General features: G+C 57.9%; 17 protein-coding genes. 12 read left to right on the forward strand and 5 right to left on the reverse strand.

Annotated elements, in window-relative coordinates:
- Positions 1-53: 53 nt before the first annotated feature.
- Complete coding sequence (locus ACI77D_RS17005) at positions 54-1,748, reverse strand: lactate permease LctP family transporter (protein WP_407017098.1); 1,695 nt, start codon at positions 1,746-1,748, stop codon at positions 54-56.
- Between the two features lie 262 nt (positions 1,749-2,010).
- Here ACI77D_RS17005 and ACI77D_RS17010 point away from each other — a divergent pair, with 262 nt between their 5' ends.
- Positions 2,011-2,778, forward strand: coding sequence for a GntR family transcriptional regulator (locus tag ACI77D_RS17010; RefSeq protein WP_053258089.1), 768 nt, complete (start codon positions 2,011-2,013; stop codon positions 2,776-2,778).
- A 38-nt stretch (positions 2,779-2,816) separates the two neighbouring features.
- Here ACI77D_RS17010 and smpB read toward each other — a convergent pair whose 3' ends face one another.
- A complete protein-coding gene (smpB, locus tag ACI77D_RS17015; RefSeq protein ID WP_003176160.1) occupies positions 2,817-3,299 on the reverse strand; it encodes an SsrA-binding protein SmpB in 483 nt (160 codons plus the stop codon).
- Between the two features lie 166 nt (positions 3,300-3,465).
- On the opposite strand from smpB, the gene ACI77D_RS17020 reads away from it, so the two are divergent.
- Both ACI77D_RS17020 and ACI77D_RS17025 read left to right on the forward strand, forming a co-directional pair.
- Entirely contained in the window at positions 3,466-3,900 is a 435-nt protein-coding gene (locus tag ACI77D_RS17020) for a type II toxin-antitoxin system RatA family toxin (protein WP_049711477.1), read from the forward strand.
- Positions 3,893-4,195, forward strand: a complete 303-nt coding sequence (locus ACI77D_RS17025) for an RnfH family protein (protein ID WP_407017099.1) — start codon at positions 3,893-3,895, stop codon at positions 4,193-4,195. The genes ACI77D_RS17020 and ACI77D_RS17025 overlap by 8 nt, the downstream gene beginning before the upstream one ends.
- Before the next feature lie 63 nt (positions 4,196-4,258).
- Here the strand turns inward: ACI77D_RS17025 and ACI77D_RS17030 are convergent, their stop codons facing one another.
- Positions 4,259-4,786 carry an outer membrane protein assembly factor BamE gene (locus tag ACI77D_RS17030; RefSeq protein WP_053258086.1) on the reverse strand — a complete coding sequence of 176 codons (528 nt, stop codon included), beginning with the start codon at positions 4,784-4,786 and terminating at the stop codon, positions 4,259-4,261.
- A 98-nt stretch (positions 4,787-4,884) separates the two neighbouring features.
- Here ACI77D_RS17030 and fur point away from each other — a divergent pair, with 98 nt between their 5' ends.
- A complete protein-coding gene (gene fur, locus ACI77D_RS17035) occupies positions 4,885-5,289 on the forward strand; it encodes a ferric iron uptake transcriptional regulator (protein ID WP_053258085.1) in 405 nt (134 codons plus the stop codon).
- A 98-nt stretch (positions 5,290-5,387) separates the two neighbouring features.
- Here fur and recN read toward each other — a convergent pair whose 3' ends face one another.
- On the reverse strand, positions 5,388-7,061 hold the full coding sequence (gene recN, locus ACI77D_RS17040) for a DNA repair protein RecN (protein ID WP_064454184.1): 1,674 nt from the start codon (positions 7,059-7,061) through the stop codon (positions 5,388-5,390).
- 254 nt (positions 7,062-7,315) lie between these two features.
- Here recN and grpE point away from each other — a divergent pair, with 254 nt between their 5' ends.
- The 8 genes from grpE to ACI77D_RS17080 all read left to right on the forward strand — a co-directional run bounded on the left by grpE (position 7,316) and on the right by ACI77D_RS17080 (position 17,783).
- Positions 7,316-7,876 (forward strand): nucleotide exchange factor GrpE, encoded by a 561-nt coding sequence (grpE, locus tag ACI77D_RS17045; protein WP_053258083.1) that lies wholly within the window; start codon positions 7,316-7,318, stop codon positions 7,874-7,876.
- A 102-nt stretch (positions 7,877-7,978) separates the two neighbouring features.
- Positions 7,979-9,895 carry a molecular chaperone DnaK gene (dnaK, locus tag ACI77D_RS17050; RefSeq protein ID WP_064454182.1) on the forward strand — a complete coding sequence of 639 codons (1,917 nt, stop codon included), beginning with the start codon at positions 7,979-7,981 and terminating at the stop codon, positions 9,893-9,895.
- A 317-nt stretch (positions 9,896-10,212) separates the two neighbouring features.
- The gene (gene dnaJ, locus ACI77D_RS17055) at positions 10,213-11,337 is read left to right on the forward strand and encodes a molecular chaperone DnaJ (protein ID WP_053258081.1); all 1,125 of its coding nucleotides are present in this window, start codon (positions 10,213-10,215) and stop codon (positions 11,335-11,337) included.
- A gap of 10 nt (positions 11,338-11,347) precedes the next feature.
- Positions 11,348-12,154 carry a 4-hydroxy-tetrahydrodipicolinate reductase gene (gene dapB, locus ACI77D_RS17060; protein ID WP_064454181.1) on the forward strand — a complete coding sequence of 269 codons (807 nt, stop codon included), beginning with the start codon at positions 11,348-11,350 and terminating at the stop codon, positions 12,152-12,154.
- A gap of 259 nt (positions 12,155-12,413) precedes the next feature.
- The gene (gene carA, locus ACI77D_RS17065) at positions 12,414-13,550 is read left to right on the forward strand and encodes a glutamine-hydrolyzing carbamoyl-phosphate synthase small subunit (RefSeq protein WP_064454180.1); all 1,137 of its coding nucleotides are present in this window, start codon (positions 12,414-12,416) and stop codon (positions 13,548-13,550) included.
- Between the two features lie 105 nt (positions 13,551-13,655).
- Positions 13,656-16,877, forward strand: a complete 3,222-nt coding sequence (gene carB, locus ACI77D_RS17070) for a carbamoyl-phosphate synthase large subunit (protein WP_407017100.1) — start codon at positions 13,656-13,658, stop codon at positions 16,875-16,877.
- Complete coding sequence (gene greA, locus ACI77D_RS17075; RefSeq protein WP_064454178.1) at positions 16,874-17,350, forward strand: transcription elongation factor GreA; 477 nt, start codon at positions 16,874-16,876, stop codon at positions 17,348-17,350. Before carB ends, greA begins: the two co-directional genes overlap by 4 nt.
- 28 nt (positions 17,351-17,378) lie before the next feature.
- The gene (locus ACI77D_RS17080) at positions 17,379-17,783 is read left to right on the forward strand and encodes an MFS transporter (protein ID WP_407017101.1); all 405 of its coding nucleotides are present in this window, start codon (positions 17,379-17,381) and stop codon (positions 17,781-17,783) included.
- Positions 17,784-17,803: 20 nt separating this feature from the next.
- Here ACI77D_RS17080 and ACI77D_RS17085 read toward each other — a convergent pair whose 3' ends face one another.
- Positions 17,804-18,112: a YhbY family RNA-binding protein gene (locus tag ACI77D_RS17085; RefSeq protein ID WP_017139256.1), complete on the reverse strand. Its 309-nt coding sequence runs from the start codon at positions 18,110-18,112 to the stop codon at positions 17,804-17,806.
- Positions 18,113-18,150: the final 38 nt, after the last annotated feature.

Consider the following 18,150-nt stretch of genomic DNA (forward strand, 5'->3'; position numbering starts at 1 on the left):
CAGACGCCGGAACCGTGTTCCGGCGTCGATTCTTACCCTATTGCGCGCAGGTCTCAGTGCACCAGCATACCGGTGAACCAGTAGGCCTGCGCCAGGGTGATCAGCCCGACGATGGTGGCGAAAAACAGGCTGTGCTTGAGGGTAAAGCGGAACAGATCGGATTCCTTGCCTACCAGGCCGGTCGCGGCGCACGCCACGGCGATCGATTGCGGCGAGATCATTTTGCCGGTCACGCCGCCGCTGGTATTGGCGGCGACCAGCAGCACGTCATTAACGCCAATCTGGTGCGCGGTGGTGGCTTGCAGCGAGCTGAACAGGGCGTTGGACGAAGTGTCGGAGCCTGTCAGGAAAACCCCCAGCCAGCCAAGGAAAGGCGAAAAGAACGGGAAGGCTGCACCCGTGGCTGCCAGCACAAGCGCCATGGTCGAGGACATGCCCGAGTAGTTAGTGACGAAGGCGAAGGCCAGCACCATGCCGATGGACAGGATGGGCCAGCGCAATTCGTAGAAGGTTTCTTTTAAGGTGGTCAGACCAGTTTTTACATCGATCTTGAGCACCAGCATCGAGATCAGCGCGGAGAAGAAAATCGCGGTGCCCGTTGCAGAGATCGGGTCCAGTTTGAACACCGCCGGAATCGCCGTCGGGTTAGCGACAATCGGGGCGACCTTGACGACCAGTTGATCCAGGTGCGGGATCGCGAAGTTGAAGACCCAGCTGTACATCGCGCCACCTGCAGCGAACATCGCTTTGAATGGCTTGAGGGTCCAAATGGTGACCAGTACGGTCAGTATCAGGAACGGCGACCAGGCCTTGAATATCTGCCCCAGGCCGTAGGGCGAAGCGACCGTTTGGCGCGGCTGACCGAAGCCGCCGATGCTGGCGGTGACCGCAGCCCCGGAGGTGGCCCCCGCAATCTGTGCGCCCGCGGCACGCTTGGGTTGCCAGACTTTCAAAAACAGGGTCAGGGCTACCAGGCTGACAAGGGCCGAGGTGATATCCGGCAGCTCCGGGCCGATGAAGTTGGACGTGAAATATTGGGTGACGGCAAAGCTCAAGCCCGCCACCAGCGCCGCCGGCCAGGTTTCGCGAACGCCGCGCAGGCCGTCCATCATGAACACCAGCCAGAACGGTACAAACAGCGACAGCAACGGCAGTTGGCGGCCGGCCATGGCGCCGATTTTGAAGGAATCAATGCCGGTTACTTGGCCGGCGACGATGATCGGAATGCCCAGCGCGCCAAAGGCTACAGGCGCGGTGTTGGCGATCAGGCACAAGCCGGCGGCATACAGCGGGTTGAAACCCAGGCCGACCAGCAGTGCGGCAGTAATCGCCACGGGGGCGCCGAAACCGGCCGCACCTTCGAGGAACGCGCCGAAGCAGAAACCGATCAACAGCACCTGAAGGCGCTGGTCGTCGGTGATCGACAGGACCGAGCTGCGGATGATTTCAAATTGGCCGCTCTTGACGGTTAGTTTGTAGAGGAAAACGGCGGCGACGATGATCCATGCGATGGGCCACAGGCCGTAGGCAAAACCATAACCGGCGGCGGCCAGCGCCATGTCGACCGGCATCTTGAAGGCGAAGATTGCCACCAGGATCGACAATGCCAGCGTAATACTCCCGGCGACGTGGCCTTTGAGGCGAAACACGGCCAGGGCGAGGAAGAAGAATACGATCGGAATGACGGCGGCCAGTGCGGACAGGCCGAGGCTGCCGAGCGGGCTGTAGAGCTGTTGCCAGGTTTGCATGTGGGGTGGCCCCTAATTGTTGTTGGTCAGGCACTGTTTAGTCAGCTTGGATAATTGGTAAGACCAATTTGCAGCCGCTGTTGGCTAGAGTAAAAGTGTTGGCGTGGCTGTGTCAATTTGCCGCTGACGAAACTTTGGTCGTAGCGACGTAGCCGAGGTGTCCTGCTCGGGTCTATCGAAGGCGTTCTGATAGGTGCCGCAAGCGCGGCGATAGGCCAGAATAGAGGCCCCGGCGAGTGGTCGGGATTGTGGAGAGTGAGTTATGGGGTTTGATCAGGTGCGTCAGCGCCGTTTGTCTGACGATATTGTCGAGCAGCTCGAGGGCATGATCCTCGAGGGCACGCTGAAGTCGGGCGAGCGCTTGCCGGCCGAGCGCGCTTTGGCTGAGCAGTTTGGCGTGTCGCGCCCTTCGTTGCGTGAGGCGATTCAGAAGCTGGCGGCCAAGGGGCTGTTGGTCAGTCGTCAGGGTGGCGGTAACTATGTGGCGGATTCTCTGGGGTCTACCTTCAGTGATCCGCTGCTGCACCTGCTGGAAAATAACCCGGAGGCTCAGCGTGATTTGCTCGAGTTTCGTCAGACTCTAGAAGCGTCCTGTGCCTATTACGCGGCGTTGCGGGCTACCGAGGTCGACCGTGAGCGGCTGACGTCGGCTTTTGAAGCGTTACAGGATTGCTATACGCGTGTTGATGAGGTCAGCCGGGTGGAAGAGGGCGCGGCGGATGCGCGGTTTCACTTGGCCATCGCTGAGGCCAGTCATAACGCGGTGTTGCTGCACACCATTCGCGGACTGTTTGATCTGCTCAAGCGGAACGTGGTGACCAACATCGGCGGCATGTACCAGCAGCGTACGGAGACCCGTGACATGCTGATCAGTCAGCACCGAGATTTGTACCTGGCAATTATCGAGGGGCGTGCCGAGCAGGCGCGGGAAGTCTCAACGCGTCACCTGTTGTATGTGCAGGAAGTGTTGGAAGAGGTGCGTCAGGAAGTTCAGCGCGTGGCGCGGGCGGAGCGGCGTAAAGGCATGTAGCCCGGGGTGAGTCACCCGAGGCTACAGTGTCACAAGGATTACTCTTCCTTGCCCTTGTTGCGCACGGCACGGTGCAGTTCACGATTGGAGTCGCGTTCGCGCTCGGTGTCGCGCTTGTCGTATTCCTTTTTGCCCTTGCCGAGCGCGATCTCGCACTTGACCAGGTGCTTGCTCCAGTACCAGGACAGGCAGATGCAGGCATAGCCTTTCTGCTGTACGGCGGCAGCGAGCTTTTCCAGTTCGCGGGCGTTGAGCAATAGCTTGCGCGTGCGCACCGGGTCGGCGATTACGTGGGTGCTCGCGGTCGTCAGCGGGGTGATATGACTGCCCAGCAGCCATGCCTCGCCATCCTTGAGCAATACGTAGCTGTCGACCAGTTGCAGCTTGCTGGCACGCAGACTCTTTACTTCCCAGCCGGCCAGGACCAGACCAGCCTCGAACCGATGTTCGATGAAGTAATCGTGTCGCGCCTTTTTATTTTGCGCGATGGTCCCTGTAGGGTGTTTCTTTTGTTTAGCCATAGGGGCGGCATTATAGGGAGTTGCGAGCGTGTCGGCTACGGTCAACCTGCGTGCTTGAGCGTGTTGGACGAATCCCGGACAATACGGGCAGTTCTTAGGTTTTTTTCTCTCGCGGATCGGGCTGTTCTTTCGCGATGTTTGCTTCAGCAGTGGAAATAACGCTCACATGACGACGCATATTCAACGTTCGGCCTTACTGCCTTATCCGGCGCAGGCGCTCTATGACCTGGTCAACGACGTTGCGCGTTACCCGGAATTCCTGCCTTGGTGCTCCACTGCCGAGGTACTGGAAGGCAGTGATGAGCACATGGTTGCCAGTGTTGGGGTGGCCAAGGGCGGTCTTAGCCAGCACTTTGTTACGCGCAATGTGCTGGTGCCTGGGAAATCCATTGAAATGAATCTGCAGGAAGGGCCATTCACCCAGTTGCATGGGGTGTGGGTGTTCAAGGCACTGACCGACAAGGCCTGCAAGATCAGCCTCGACCTGTCATTTGATTATGCGGGCCCAATTGTGCGCGCGACGTTGGGGCCATTGTTTAACCAGGCGGCTAATACGCTGGTCGATGCATTCTGTCAGCGGGCCAAGCAACTGCATGGTTGAGATTGAAGTGGTGTATGCCGCCGAGGATCGCCAGGTCTTGTTGGCGGTGACGGTGCCTGCGGGCACAAGCCTGAGGGTGGCGGTGCAGGCATCGGGCATTGCAGTGCAATTTCCGGGGCTGGTATTGGCTGATTGCCCTTTGGGGATTTTTGGCAAGGTGGTTGCGGACGCGGATGTGCGTGCTGTGCAGTCGGGTGATCGAATTGAGATTTACCGGCCGTTGCTGGCAGACCCCAAGGAAGTGCGCAGGCTGCGCGCGGCCAAGGCCGCGATGGCCAGGCAACAACCTTCATAACGTTGCCAATCGACAGGCAACAAAAAGCCCGGCATGCCGGGCTTTTTGTTGCGCGCCGCAAAATTATTGCGGGGCGGTGTCCAGAGGCTGTGGCGTCGGGACCGGAACGGTTTGCACGCCATCCACGTCCTTCTGGATCTGATCCAGCAACGAGCCTGGCTTGGCCGGTACCTCGGACTTCGGCTTCTCTGCTTCCTGCGCGGGCGCAGTCACATTGGTGCCGTTGTCCTTGCCCAGCAAGGCTTCATCACGGCTTACACCGGGCATGAAGTCACCGGACAGGCTGACAAGCTGGTCATTGCCATTGAAGATGACGCTGACGCGTTCCTGCTGGCGCTCACCGCCACCTGGCTGGATGCTGTAGAGATAATCCCAGCGATCGGCATGAAAAGTGTCGGTCAGCAGGGGGTTGCCCATGATAAACCGTACTTGCCGTCGGGTCATTCCCGGACGTAACTGGTCTATCATGTCCTGCGTGACGACATTGCCCTGCTGGATGTCGATTTTGTAAACCCCGGGGAATGAACAACCGGCGAGTGCGAGCAGTCCCACAAGGGTGAAACTGGTTAGCAAGAGCTTGGTGTTTTGCATCGGTGGGCGACTTCCACTATCTTGGCTGGGACAACGTAAACGCCGATCATACCCGTATTAAGAGAAGCTGCGAAGCAGCATCCGCGAGAAAGCTAACCATGGTTGAAAATAGCGAACTACGCAAAGCCGGTCTTAAAGTGACTCTGCCACGAGTCAAGATTCTACAAATGCTCGATTCTGCTGAGCAGCGCCACATGAGTGCCGAAGATGTTTACAAGGCGCTGATGGAGTCTAACGAGGACGTTGGCCTGGCCACGGTTTACCGTGTGCTGACCCAGTTTGAAGCCGCAGGGCTGGTGGTTCGTCATAATTTCGACGGCGGTCATGCAGTGTTCGAATTGGCTGACGGCGGTCATCACGACCACATGGTTGACCTGGATACCAATGAGGTTATCGAGTTCACCAGTCCGGAAATCGAGAAGCTCCAGCACACTATCGCTGAGCAGCATGGGTTCGATTTGGTGGACCATAATCTGGTGCTGTACATCCGTAAGAAAAAGTAAAAATCGACGCAGATTTGCTCTGCGAAACGATAGAAGGCGACCCTAGGGTCGCCTTCGTGCTTTCTATAGTAGAGAAAAGAGAGCGAAAAATGCTCGGTTCAGGCCTTGGTAGCCACGACCATTTTCTTCGCGTGGGCCAGGGACTCCTTGGTCAGGTCGATACCGCCCAGCATCCGCGCCACTTCTTCTACGCGTTCCGACTTGTTCAGCTTGGACACGGCCGTGTGCGTCGCATCGCTGCCTCTTACTTTATGCACAAACAAATGCTGATGCCCTTGAGCCGCCACTTGCGGTAAGTGAGTCACCGTCAGTACCTGGCCACGATCCCCTAGTCGGCGCAACAATTGGCCAACAATCTCTGCGGTCGGCCCGCCAATACCAACGTCCACTTCATCGAATACCAGCGTGGGTACCCGTGATGTCTGGGCGGTAATCACCTGAATTGCCAGGCTGATCCGCGACAGTTCGCCACCGGACGCCACTTTCGCCAGTGCCTTGAGCGGCTGCCCAGGGTTGGCACTCACCAGCAGTTCCACCTGTTCCAGGCCGTGAGGTTGTAGTTCATTGCTGGTGTTGGTGCGCAGTTCGATGGTAAAGCGCCCGCCAGGCATGCCAAGGCGCTGAATTTCCTGCTCTACGGCGCTGGCCAGGCTTGTGGCTGCTTGCTGGCGCAGGTCGCTCAGCTCGCGGGCCTTTTCTTGGTAATGTCGGGCGAAAGAGGCGAGTTCATCGCCCAGTCGCTCAATGGATTCGTCGTTGGCGTTAAGGGTTTCGATTTCATCCAGCAGCTTTTGCTGCATCGTCGCCACTTCGGTCGGCTGAATGCGATGTTTGCGTGCCAGGGTGTAGATGGTATCCAGGCGTTCCTCTATTTCCTGCAGGCGGGCTGGGTCGGCATCGAAGTGGTCGAGAAAGCGGTTGAGCTCTCCCACGGCTTCTTCAACCTGGATCTGTGCGCTGGTCAGTAACGTTGTGGCTTCGTTCAGCGAGCCGGATGCATTGTTCACGCTGGATAGGCGATTGAGGCTGGCGGTCAGTGCATTGAGCACGTTGCCGGAATCGCTTTCGCTGCATTGCTCCACCACTTGCCGGCAGATACCCAGCAGGGTTTCGGCGTTGGTCAGGTTCTTGTGTTCCTGTTCCAACTGCTCCAGCTCGGTTTCTCCCAGGCCCAGGCTTTCGAGCTCTTCGAGCTGATAGCTGAGCAGCTGGTGACGAGCGCGTTGTTCGTCGCCGGAGTTGGAGAGCCGCTCCAGCTCCTGGCGTGTCTGTCTCCAGCGCTGGGCGGCAAGTTGTACTTGTCGGGCCAGATCGGTGGCACCGGCGTACTCATCGAGCAAACGGCGATGGGTATCGGTTTTCAGCAGGGATTGGTGTTCATGCTGGCTGTGGATATCGATCAGCAATTCGCCGAGGGCTTTCAAGTCGCCAAGGGGGCAAGGCGTGCCGTTGATGTAGCCGCGTGAGCGTCCTTCTGCGGTGATGACTCGGCGCAGGATGCATGGGCCTTCATTATTAAGGTCGCGCTCGGCCAGCCAGGCTTCGGCTTCGGGAATATCTGCCAGGTCAAAGGTGGCCAGTATATCGGCCTTGTCCGCGCCTGGGCGCACCACGCCGCTATCGGCACGGTCGCCAAGGGTCAGGCCCAAGGCGTCGAGCATGATCGATTTACCGGCGCCGGTTTCGCCTGTGATTACGCTCATCCCGCGATCCAGTTCGAGATCCAGATGTTCAACGATGGCGTAGTTATGTACAGACAGGTGCACGAGCATGACGGCCGCTCCCAGGCGTTAGGTCTGGTTATTTATACAGTGTTTTGTTTAGGGCTGACAATCCTGGCGCTTAGCTCAATTTGCTTGATCGAATGACTTTATTAGCGCAATTGGGAATGACTGCTCAGAAATTGATCTGGCGCAAGTGAAAGGCTTATGGAAGCGCCTGCGCCCTTGAACCTGGAAATTGTGGCCCCATATACCGGAACAGAAGCGCGAGTTTAGTTCGCGCATGATTTTGAAAGGAGAAATCTATGGCTGACGAACAGACGCAGGATACGCAAACTCCAGACGCCAATTCGGCTGCCGGTGATGAACTGGCAACTCGTGTGCAAGTGCTCGAAGAGCAATTGGCCGCTGCGCAGGATCAGTCTTTGCGTGTTGCTGCCGATCTGCAGAACGTCCGCCGCCGCGCCGAGCAGGATGTCGAAAAGGCTCACAAATTCGCGTTGGAAAAATTCGCCAATGACCTGCTGCCGATTATCGACAGCCTGGAACGTGGCCTTGAATTGTCCAACCCGGCCGACGAAAACATTCGCCCGATGCGCGAAGGGATCGAGCTGACCCTGAAAATGTTCCAGGACACCCTGAAGCGTTATCAGTTGGAGGCCATCGATCCGCAAGGCGGCGAGCCGTTCAATGCAGAGCATCACCAGGCTATGGCCATGCAGGAAAGCCATGACCTTGAGCCGAACAGCGTATTGAAAGTGTTCCAGAAGGGTTATCAGCTCAACGGTCGCTTGCTGCGCCCGGCAATGGTGGTGGTGAGCAAGGCTCCTGCACCTGTTGCACCTTCTATTGATGAGCAGGCTTGAAATCCGCCGCAAGGCCCCCATTTATAAGTCAAGCGTTTAAGTGCTACCGCAGTTAGCCACCACTGCTGCGGCAACCAAATTCATGTTTCGGGAGAGTAAATCATGGGCAAAATTATCGGTATCGACCTGGGGACTACCAACTCCTGCGTCTCCGTGCTGGAAAACGGCGTTGCAAAAGTTATCGAAAACGCCGAAGGCGCGCGTACCACGCCGTCGATCATTGCTTACGCCAACGACGGTGAAATCCTCGTCGGTCAGTCGGCCAAGCGTCAGGCTGTGACCAATCCGCACAACACCCTGTATGCGGTGAAGCGTCTGATCGGTCGTAAGTTCGACGAAGAAGTCGTACAGAAAGACATCAAGATGGTCCCTTACAAAATCGCCAAGGCTGACAACGGTGACGCGTGGGTTGAAGTAAACGGCCAGAAAATGTCGCCGCCGCAAATCTCGGCTGAAATCTTGAAAAAGATGAAGAAAACTGCGGAAGACTACCTCGGTGAAGCAGTGACTGAGGCGGTGATTACCGTTCCGGCCTACTTCAACGACAGCCAGCGCCAGGCGACCAAAGACGCCGGCCGCATCGCGGGTCTGGACGTTAAACGTATCATCAACGAACCGACCGCAGCTGCTCTGGCTTACGGTATGGACAAGGCCAAGGGCGACCACACCGTGATCGTTTACGACCTGGGTGGCGGTACGTTTGACGTCTCCGTGATCGAGATCGCTGAAGTTGATGGCGAGCACCAGTTCGAAGTGTTGGCCACCAACGGTGACACTTTCCTGGGTGGTGAAGACTTTGACATTCGTCTGATCGACTACCTCGTTGACGAATTCAAGAAAGAAAGCGGCATGAACCTCAAGGGTGACCCGCTGGCGATGCAGCGCCTGAAAGAAGCTGCCGAGAAAGCCAAGATCGAGCTGTCTTCCGCTCAGTCGACCGACGTGAACCTGCCGTACATCACTGCAGACGCTACCGGTCCTAAGCACTTGAACGTGAAGATCTCGCGCTCCAAGCTGGAAGCGCTGGTTGAAGACCTGGTTCAACGCACCATCGAGCCTTGCCGCATCGCGCTGAAAGACTCGGGTATCGACGTTGGTTCGATCAACGACGTGATCCTGGTAGGCGGTCAGACCCGTATGCCACTGGTTCAGAAGCTGGTCACCGAGTTCTTCGGTAAAGAAGCACGTAAAGACGTGAACCCGGACGAAGCCGTTGCCATGGGTGCTGCTATCCAGGGTGCGGTACTGGCCGGCGACGTGAAAGACGTGCTGCTGCTGGACGTCAGCCCGCTGACCCTGGGTATCGAAACCATGGGTGGCGTGATGACCGCGCTGATCGAGAAAAACACCACGATTCCTACCAAGAAATCGCAAGTGTTCTCGACTGCCGACGACAACCAGGGCGCCGTGACCATTCACGTACTGCAAGGTGAGCGTAAGCAAGCCGCTCAGAACAAGTCCTTGGGCAAGTTCGACCTGGCTGAGATTCCACCAGCACCACGTGGCGTGCCACAAATTGAAGTGACCTTCGACATCGACGCCAACGGCATCTTGCACGTAGGTGCTAAAGACAAGGCCACTGGCAAAGAGCAGAAGATCACCATCAAGGCCAACTCCGGTCTGTCTGATGAAGAAATTCAACAGATGATTCGTGATGCTGAAACCAATGCCGAGGCTGACAAGAAGTTTGAAGAGCTGGCCGGTGCCCGTAACCAAGGTGATGCATTGGTTCACTCGACGCGCAAAATGATCGCTGAAGCTGGCGATAAAGTGACTGCCGAAGAGAAAACTGCAATCGAAGCCGCTTTGGTTGCCCTGGAAGCCGCTGTTAAAGGCGACGACAAGGCTGCCATCGAAGCCAAGGTTGAGGAGCTGTCGAAGGTCTCCGCGCCAGTTGCTCAGAAAATGTACGCCGAGCAAGGCCAGCCGGCAGAGGGTGCTGCACAACACGCAGAGCCTGAAGCCAAGCACGACGACGTTGTCGATGCCGAGTTCGAAGAAGTCAAAGACCACAAGTAAGTTGGTCGCCCGGTTGACCGCTATCAAGCGGTGACTGGTAGGATGTCGCCGCGCGGGAGCTTGCTCCCGCGTTGGCGTGTCTGGGGTATGTGAATTTTTACAACATGCGACAAGGGTCGGATGTTGGCGGTGTGACTGGGAATGCTCCTGCTTTCCGGGCGAAAGTCACCGCGTTTTTGGCCGGGTCCCTGGCTAAAAGCAGTAATGACCAGGATCGTTGAATTGACGTGAGTTGGGTCCGGGCCTGTATTGGGGCTCAACGAGTTTGGCAAGGCTCAGGAGGGTCTGGCCGAACGTCCTTAAGAGTGCAAAGACTTATGGCAAAGCGTGACTATTACGAAGTATTGGGTGTTGAGCGCGGTTCCAGCGAGGCGGACCTGAAAAAGGCTTACCGTCGCCTGGCGATGAAGCACCACCCGGACCGTAATCCGGATAGCAAAGAATCCGAAGAGATGTTCAAAGAGGCCAACGAGGCCTACGAATGCCTGTCTGATCCCAACAAGCGTGCGGCCTACGACCAGTATGGTCATGCCGGTGTCGACCCAAGTATGGGTGGCGGCGGTGCCGGTTTTGGTGGTCAGAACTTTTCCGATATTTTCGGTGATGTATTCAGCGACTTCTTCGGTGGTGGCCGTGGCGGCCAACGCGGCGGTGCCCAGCGTGGCAGCGACTTGCGTTACACCCTGGAGCTGAATCTGGAGGAGGCCGTACGCGGCACCACCGTCAATATCCGTGTGCCGACGCTGGTCAATTGCAAGCCATGCGACGGTTCGGGCGCCAAGAAAGGCTCCTCTCCGATCACTTGCCCAACCTGCGGCGGTATCGGCCAGGTGCGTATGCAGCAGGGCTTCTTCTCGGTGCAGCAGACCTGCCCGCGTTGCCATGGCCAGGGCAAGATCATTTCCGATCCGTGCGATTCCTGCCACGGCGAAGGCCGTGTCGAAGAGTACAAGACCCTCTCGGTGAAAGTGCCGGCGGGTGTGGACACAGGTGATCGCATTCGTCTGTCGGGCGAAGGCGAGGCGGGGACTCAGGGTGGTCCTACAGGCGACCTGTATGTGGTGATCAATGTGCGCGAGCACTCGATTTTCCAGCGCGATGGCAAGCACCTGTTCTGCGAAGTGCCGATCAGCTTTGTCGATGCTGCATTGGGTGGTGAGCTGGAGATCCCGACGCTTGATGGTCGAGTCAAGCTCAAGATTCCTGAGGGGACGCAGACCGGCAAGCAGTTCCGTATCCGTGGCAAAGGCGTTGCGCCGGTGCGCGGTGGCGGTGCTGGTGACCTGATGTGCCGTGTAGCGGTGGAGACTCCGGTTAATCTGGGCCGTCGTCAGCGTGAATTGCTTGAAGAGTTCCGCAGCTCGTTGGAAGGTGATGACTCCCATTCGCCGAAAACCACGGGCTTTTTCGATGGCGTGAAGCGCTTCTTCGGCGACCTGTAAGGAAGTGAATATGCGACGTATAGCCGTAATGGGCGCTGCCGGGCGCATGGGCAAGACGCTGGTCGAGGCGGTGCAGCAGCGCTCACCGGCTTGCGGGTTGACCGCGGCGATTGTTCGTCCCGGCAGCACGTTGACGGGGGCGGATGCCGGTGAGTTGGCCTCGTTAGGGCGCATTGGCGTTTCGTTGTCGGGCAATCTGGAGAAGGTGGCTGACGATTTCGACGTGCTCATCGACTTCACTCTGCCAGAGGTAATGCTGAAAAACCTGGCGTTCTGCCGCAAGGCGGGTAAGGCCATGGTAATCGGCACTACGGGCCTGAGTGCCGAGCAGAAGCAGTTGTTGGTCGAGGCGGGCAAAGATATCCCGGTGGTCTTCGCTGCCAACTTCAGTGTCGGTGTGAACCTGTCGCTCAAGCTGCTCGATATGGCGGCTCGTGTGCTCGGTGAGGATGCGGATATCGAGATTATCGAGACGCATCACCGCCACAAGATCGATGCGCCGTCTGGCACCGCGCTGCGCATGGGCGAGGCTATCGCCGATGCGCTGGGGCGTGACCTGTCGAAAGTTGCTGTTTACGGGCGTGAAGGCCATACCGGTGCGCGTGCGCGTGACACCATTGGCTTTGCCACCGTTCGCGGTGGCGATGTGGTTGGCGATCACACCGTACTGTTCGCTACCGAAGGCGAGCGCTTGGAGATTACACACAAAGCGTCCAGTCGCATGACGTTTGCCAAGGGCGCGGTACGTGCCGCGCTCTGGTTGGAAGGCCGCGAGCCTGGTCTGTATGACATGCGCGATGTGCTGGATCTGCACTAATCAGTAGCTAAAACGGGGCCTCAGGATTATCCTGAGGCCCCGTTTTTAACCGCTAAGCGACGTCCTGTCGCATTCCCCTGCCTTTAAGGCTCATTAGCGGTGGACCAAAAAAGCCTTTTTCTGTAAGCTACAGCTTTAGTGTGTCCACTAAAAGCGCGCAGAATAATTCAGTGAAGAAGCGGGGTGACGTGTCCATACGTCACTCCGCTTTTTTACAACCTGCGATCGCCCTTTCAGGCTTTATTTACGGGAGGTCTTCTTGACTAAGCCAGCCATACTCGCCCTTGCTGATGGCAGCATTTTTCGCGGCGAAGCCATTGGAGCCGACGGTCAAACCGTTGGAGAGGTGGTGTTTAACACTGCCATGACCGGCTATCAGGAAATCCTTACCGATCCTTCCTACGCCCAACAGATCGTTACCCTGACCTATCCGCACATCGGCAACACCGGTACTACACCGGAAGACGTCGAGTCTGATCGTGTCTGGTCGGCCGGTCTGGTGATTCGTGACCTGCCACTGGTTGCGAGCAACTGGCGTAACACGATGTCGCTGTCCGATTACCTGAAAGCCAATAACGTTGTGGCAATCGCCGGTATCGATACGCGCCGCCTGACACGCATCTTGCGTGAAAAAGGCTCGCAGAACGGCTGCATCATGGCGGGTGACAATATTTCCGAAGCGGCGGCGATCGCTGCAGCGCAAGGCTTCCCTGGCCTGAAAGGCATGGACCTGGCGAAAGAAGTCAGCACCAAAAAGCAGTACGAGTGGCGCTCCACTGTCTGGGACTTGAAGACCGACAGCCACGAGACCATCGCTGCTGCTGACCTGCAATACCACGTAGTCGCCTACGACTACGGCATCAAGTACAACATCCTGCGCATGCTGGTCGAGCGCGGTTGCCGCGTAACCGTGGTGCCGGCGCAAACCCCGGCCAGCGACGTGCTGGCCCTGCAGCCGGACGGTGTGTTTCTATCCAACGGCCCGGGTGACCCTGAGCCTTGCGACTACGCCATCAAGGCGATCAAGGAAGTGCTGGAAACCGAGATTCCGGTGTTCGGTATCTGCCTCGGTCACCAACTGCTGGCCCTGGCCTCCGGCGCCAAGACCCTCAAAATGGGTCACGGCCACCACGGTGCCAACCACCCTGTGCAAGACCTGGACACTGGCGTTGTAATGATCACCAGCCAGAACCACGGCTTTGCGGTGGATGAAGCGACCTTGCCGGGCAATGTCCGTGCGATTCACAAGTCGCTGTTCGACGGCTCTCTCCAAGGCATCGAGCGCACCGACAAGAGCGCGTTCAGCTTCCAGGGCCACCCTGAAGCAAGCCCGGGCCCGAACGACGTAGCGCCGCTGTTCGACCGTTTCATCAATGAAATGGCTAAGCGACGCTGACGGACTGGCTTGCGGGCGGCCCCGAACCTCGGTGGCCCCCGCAGGCTCTTCAAAGAGTGTTCAAGACGGCTTGCCGACTGACCTGCGGATTTGAGTGACAAACCCATGCCAAAACGTACAGACATAAAAAGCATCCTGATTCTCGGCGCTGGCCCGATCGTGATCGGCCAGGCCTGTGAATTCGACTACTCTGGTGCCCAGGCCTGTAAAGCCCTGCGCGAAGAGGGCTACCGCGTCATCCTGGTGAACTCCAACCCGGCCACCATCATGACCGACCCGGACATGGCCGACGCCACCTACATCGAGCCGATCAAGTGGCAGACCGTTGCCAAGATCATCGAAAAAGAGCGTCCAGATGCACTGCTGCCAACCATGGGCGGCCAGACTGCACTGAACTGCGCCCTGGACCTGGAGCGCGAAGGCGTCCTGGAAAAGTTCGGCGTAGAGATGATCGGCGCGAATGCCGACACCATCGACAAGGCTGAAGACCGCTCGCGTTTCGACAAGGCCATGAAGTCCATCGGCCTTGACTGCCCGCGTTCCGGTATCGCCCACAGCATGGAAGAGGCCAACGCGGTACTCGAAAAGCTGGGCTTCCCGTGCATCATTCGTCCATCTTTCACCATGGGCGGCACCGGTGGCGGTATTGCTTACAACCGTGAAGAGTTCGAAGAAATCTGCGCGCGTGGCCTGGACCTGTCGCCGACTAAAGAGCTGCTGATCGACGAATCCCTGATCGGCTGGAAAGAGTACGAAATGGAGGTTGTCCGCGATAAGAAGGACAACTGCATCATCGTCTGCTCCATCGAAAACTTCGACCCGATGGGCGTGCACACGGGTGACTCGATCACCGTTGCTCCAGCACAGACCCTGACGGACAAGGAATACCAGATCATGCGTAACGCCTCGTTGGCGGTATTGCGTGAGATCGGCGTTGAAACCGGCGGTTCCAACGTTCAGTTCGGTATCTGCCCGGACACCGGTCGTATGGTTGTGATCGAGATGAACCCGCGTGTATCGCGTTCTTCGGCGCTGGCATCGAAAGCTACCGGCTTCCCGATTGCGCGTATCGCTGCCAAATTGGCGATCGGTTACACCTTGGACGAGCTGCAAAACGAAATCACTGGCGGCGCTACACCGGCGTCCTTTGAGCCGTCCATCGACTACGTTGTGACCAAGCTGCCGCGCTTTGCATTCGAGAAATTCCCGAAAGCCGACGCACGGCTGACCACTCAGATGAAGTCGGTTGGTGAAGTCATGGCCATCGGCCGGACCCTCCAGGAATCCCTGCAGAAAGCCCTGCGTGGCCTGGAAGTAGGCGTTTGCGGCCTGGACGAGAAGCTCGACCTGAGCAATCCTGAAAGCATGAGCGTGCTCAAGCGCGAGCTGACCGTACCTGGCGCTGAGCGCATCTGGTACGTCGCTGACGCATTCCGTGCCGGCATGACCGTCGAAGATATCTTCGGCATGAACATGATCGACCCGTGGTTCCTGGTACAGATCGAAGATCTGATCAAGGAAGAAGAGAAGGTCAAGACCCTCGGTCTGTCCTCTATCGACCGCGACCTGATGTTCCGCCTCAAGCGCAAAGGTTTCTCCGACCAGCGTTTGGCCAAGCTGCTGGGTGTGACCGAGAAGAACCTGCGCACGCATCGCCACAAGCTGGACATCTTCCCGGTCTACAAGCGCGTTGACACCTGCGCGGCCGAGTTCGCAACCGACACCGCCTACCTGTACTCCACCTATGAGGAAGAGTGCGAGGCTGCGCCGTCGGGGCGTGACAAGATCATTATCCTGGGTGGCGGTCCAAACCGTATCGGCCAGGGCATCGAGTTCGACTATTGCTGCGTACACGCCGCCCTCGCCCTGCGCGAAGACGGGTACGAGACCATCATGGTCAACTGCAATCCGGAAACTGTTTCCACTGACTACGACACCTCCGACCGTCTGTACTTTGAGCCGGTAACGCTGGAAGACGTGCTGGAAATCTGCCGCGTCGAGAAGCCAAAAGGTGTGATCGTTCAGTACGGCGGCCAAACTCCGCTGAAACTGGCTCGCGCCCTGGAAGCTGCCGGCGTGCCGATCATCGGCACCAGCCCTGACGCCATCGACCGTGCCGAAGACCGTGAGCGCTTCCAGCAAATGGTTGAGCGCCTGAACCTGCGTCAGCCGCCTAACGCTACCGTGCGCAGCGAAGACGAAGCCATCCGTGCAGCCAGCAAGATCGGTTACCCGCTGGTGGTGCGTCCGTCCTACGTATTGGGCGGCCGTGCGATGGAAATCGTTTACGAAGAAGAAGAACTCAAGCGTTACCTGCGTGATGCGGTGAAAGTGTCCAACGACAGCCCGGTGCTGCTGGACCACTTCCTCAACTGCGCCATCGAAATGGACGTGGATGCGGTTTGCGATGGCACCGACGTAGTGATCGGCGCGATCATGCAGCACATCGAACAGGCGGGCGTTCACTCCGGTGACTCCGCATGCTCGCTGCCGCCGTACTCGCTGCCGGCGCACATCCAGGACGAGATGCGTGAACAGGTCAAGAAAATGGCCCTGGAACTGGGCGTTGTCGGCCTGATGAACGTTCAGTTGGCGCTGCAAGGCGAAGACATCTACGTCATCGAAGTCAACCCGCGTGCTTCGCGTACCGTGCCATTTGTATCCAAGTGCATCGGTGTGTCCCTCGCCATGATCGCTGCCCGCGTGATGGCGGGTAAGACCCTGAAGGAAATCGGCTTCACCAAGGAAATCATTCCTAACTTCTACAGCGTGAAAGAGGCGGTGTTCCCATTCGCCAAATTCCCTGGTGTGGACCCGATCCTGGGCCCAGAGATGAAGTCCACCGGTGAAGTGATGGGTGTGGGTGACACTTTCGGTGAAGCATTCGCCAAGGCCCAGATGGGTGCCAGTGAAGTGCTGCCGACCGGTGGTACTGCATTCATCAGTGTGCGTGACGACGACAAGCCGCTGGTTGCAGGCGTGGCCCGTGATCTGATCAACTTGGGCTTTGAAGTCGTGGCCACCGCCGGGACCGCCAAGCTGATCGAAGCTGCCGGCCTGAAAGTGCGTCGCGTGAACAAGGTGACGGAAGGCCGTCCGCATGTGGTCGACATGATCAAGAATGACGAAGTCACCCTGATCATCAACACCACCGAAGGTCGCCAGTCGATCGCGGATTCCTACTCCATTCGTCGTAATGCCTTGCAGCACAAGATCTACTGCACCACCACCATTGCTGCAGGCGAAGCTATCTGCGAAGCGCTCAAGTTCGGTCCGGAAAAGACCGTGCGTCGCTTGCAGGATCTACACGCAGGATTGAAGGCATGATCAAATACCCTATGACCGTCCAGGGCGCCAAGGCCCTGGAAGAGGAACACGCCCACCTGACCAAGGTCGTACGTCCAAAGCTGAGCCAGGACATCGGTACGGCCCGCGAGCTGGGCGACTTGAAGGAAAACGCTGAATACCATGCTGCTCGTGAGCAGCAAGGTATGGTCGAGGCGCGGATCCGTGACATCGAAGGCCGTATGCAGAATGCGGTGATCATCGACGTCACGACCATCCCGCACACCGGCAAAGTGATTTTCGGCACCACCGTCGAAATCGCCAACGTCGAGACGGATGAGCGCGTCGTTTACCACATCGTGGGTGAGGACGAGGCTGACTTTAAACTCGGCAAGATTTCCGTCGGGTCACCACTCGCGCGTGCCTTGATTGCCAAGGAAGAGGGTGACGTGGTGTCCGTCAAGACGCCTGGTGGCGTGATCGAGTACGAGATTGTCGAAGTTCGTCACGTCTGAAAGGCGGCGCCCGCTTCGTGCGGGCGCCATGCTTTGGCAGCTCGCCCAGATGCTTTGGGTGGGTGGCCTGTGGCTATTGCACATTGGTGTACTGCCGGTGTTGGGCATGATTGGCCTGGCGCCGTTGCTGATCGATGAGCTCGATGGATTGCTCAGTGCGTTGCTGGTGGGTTTTGCAGCGGCGTGCGTGACGCTCCAGGTGCTGGTGCTGATCAAGGCCGAAGGCTTGGGGAGTTTGTGGCGGGATATTCGCGGCCAACTGCTGTTGATGGCGCTGTATGCATGTGCAATGTTTTGCGTGGTGCATGTGTGGCTGCCGGAAGCGTTGCGCTGGCAGCTATTCAGCTATCTTGTGCTAGGGTTCTCCGGCCTGGTGCTGGTAATACAGCCTGCGCCGGGATGGAGTGGCAGGGCGCGCGAAGCACGCCCGTGACCCTTGTTGTCATTTGAAAGCTATTTGAAGCGGTGTACGTTTGACAGTTGCTTGTTGACGCTGAAGTTCTTGCGATACAGCAGCGCCATCTTGCCGATGACCTGAACCAGATCCGCTTTGCCGACCTTGCACAGTTCTGCAATGGCGGCCAAACGCGCTTCGCGGTCAAGGATGTTGACCTTGATCTTGATCAGTTCGTGATCGCCCAATGCGCGTTCAAGTTCGGCTAACACACCTTCAGTCAAACCGTTGTCTGCCACAATCAGAACTGGTTTCAGATGGTGGCCAATGGATTTGTACTGTTTCTTCTGCTCTTGAGTGAGCGGCATAATCTGACCCCTGCGTCTGATCTTGTAAAAAGCGGCGG

Source organism: Pseudomonas sp. O39 (assembly GCF_045447295.1).
GTDB classification, from domain to species: Bacteria; Pseudomonadota; Gammaproteobacteria; order Pseudomonadales; family Pseudomonadaceae; genus Aquipseudomonas; species Aquipseudomonas antarctica_A.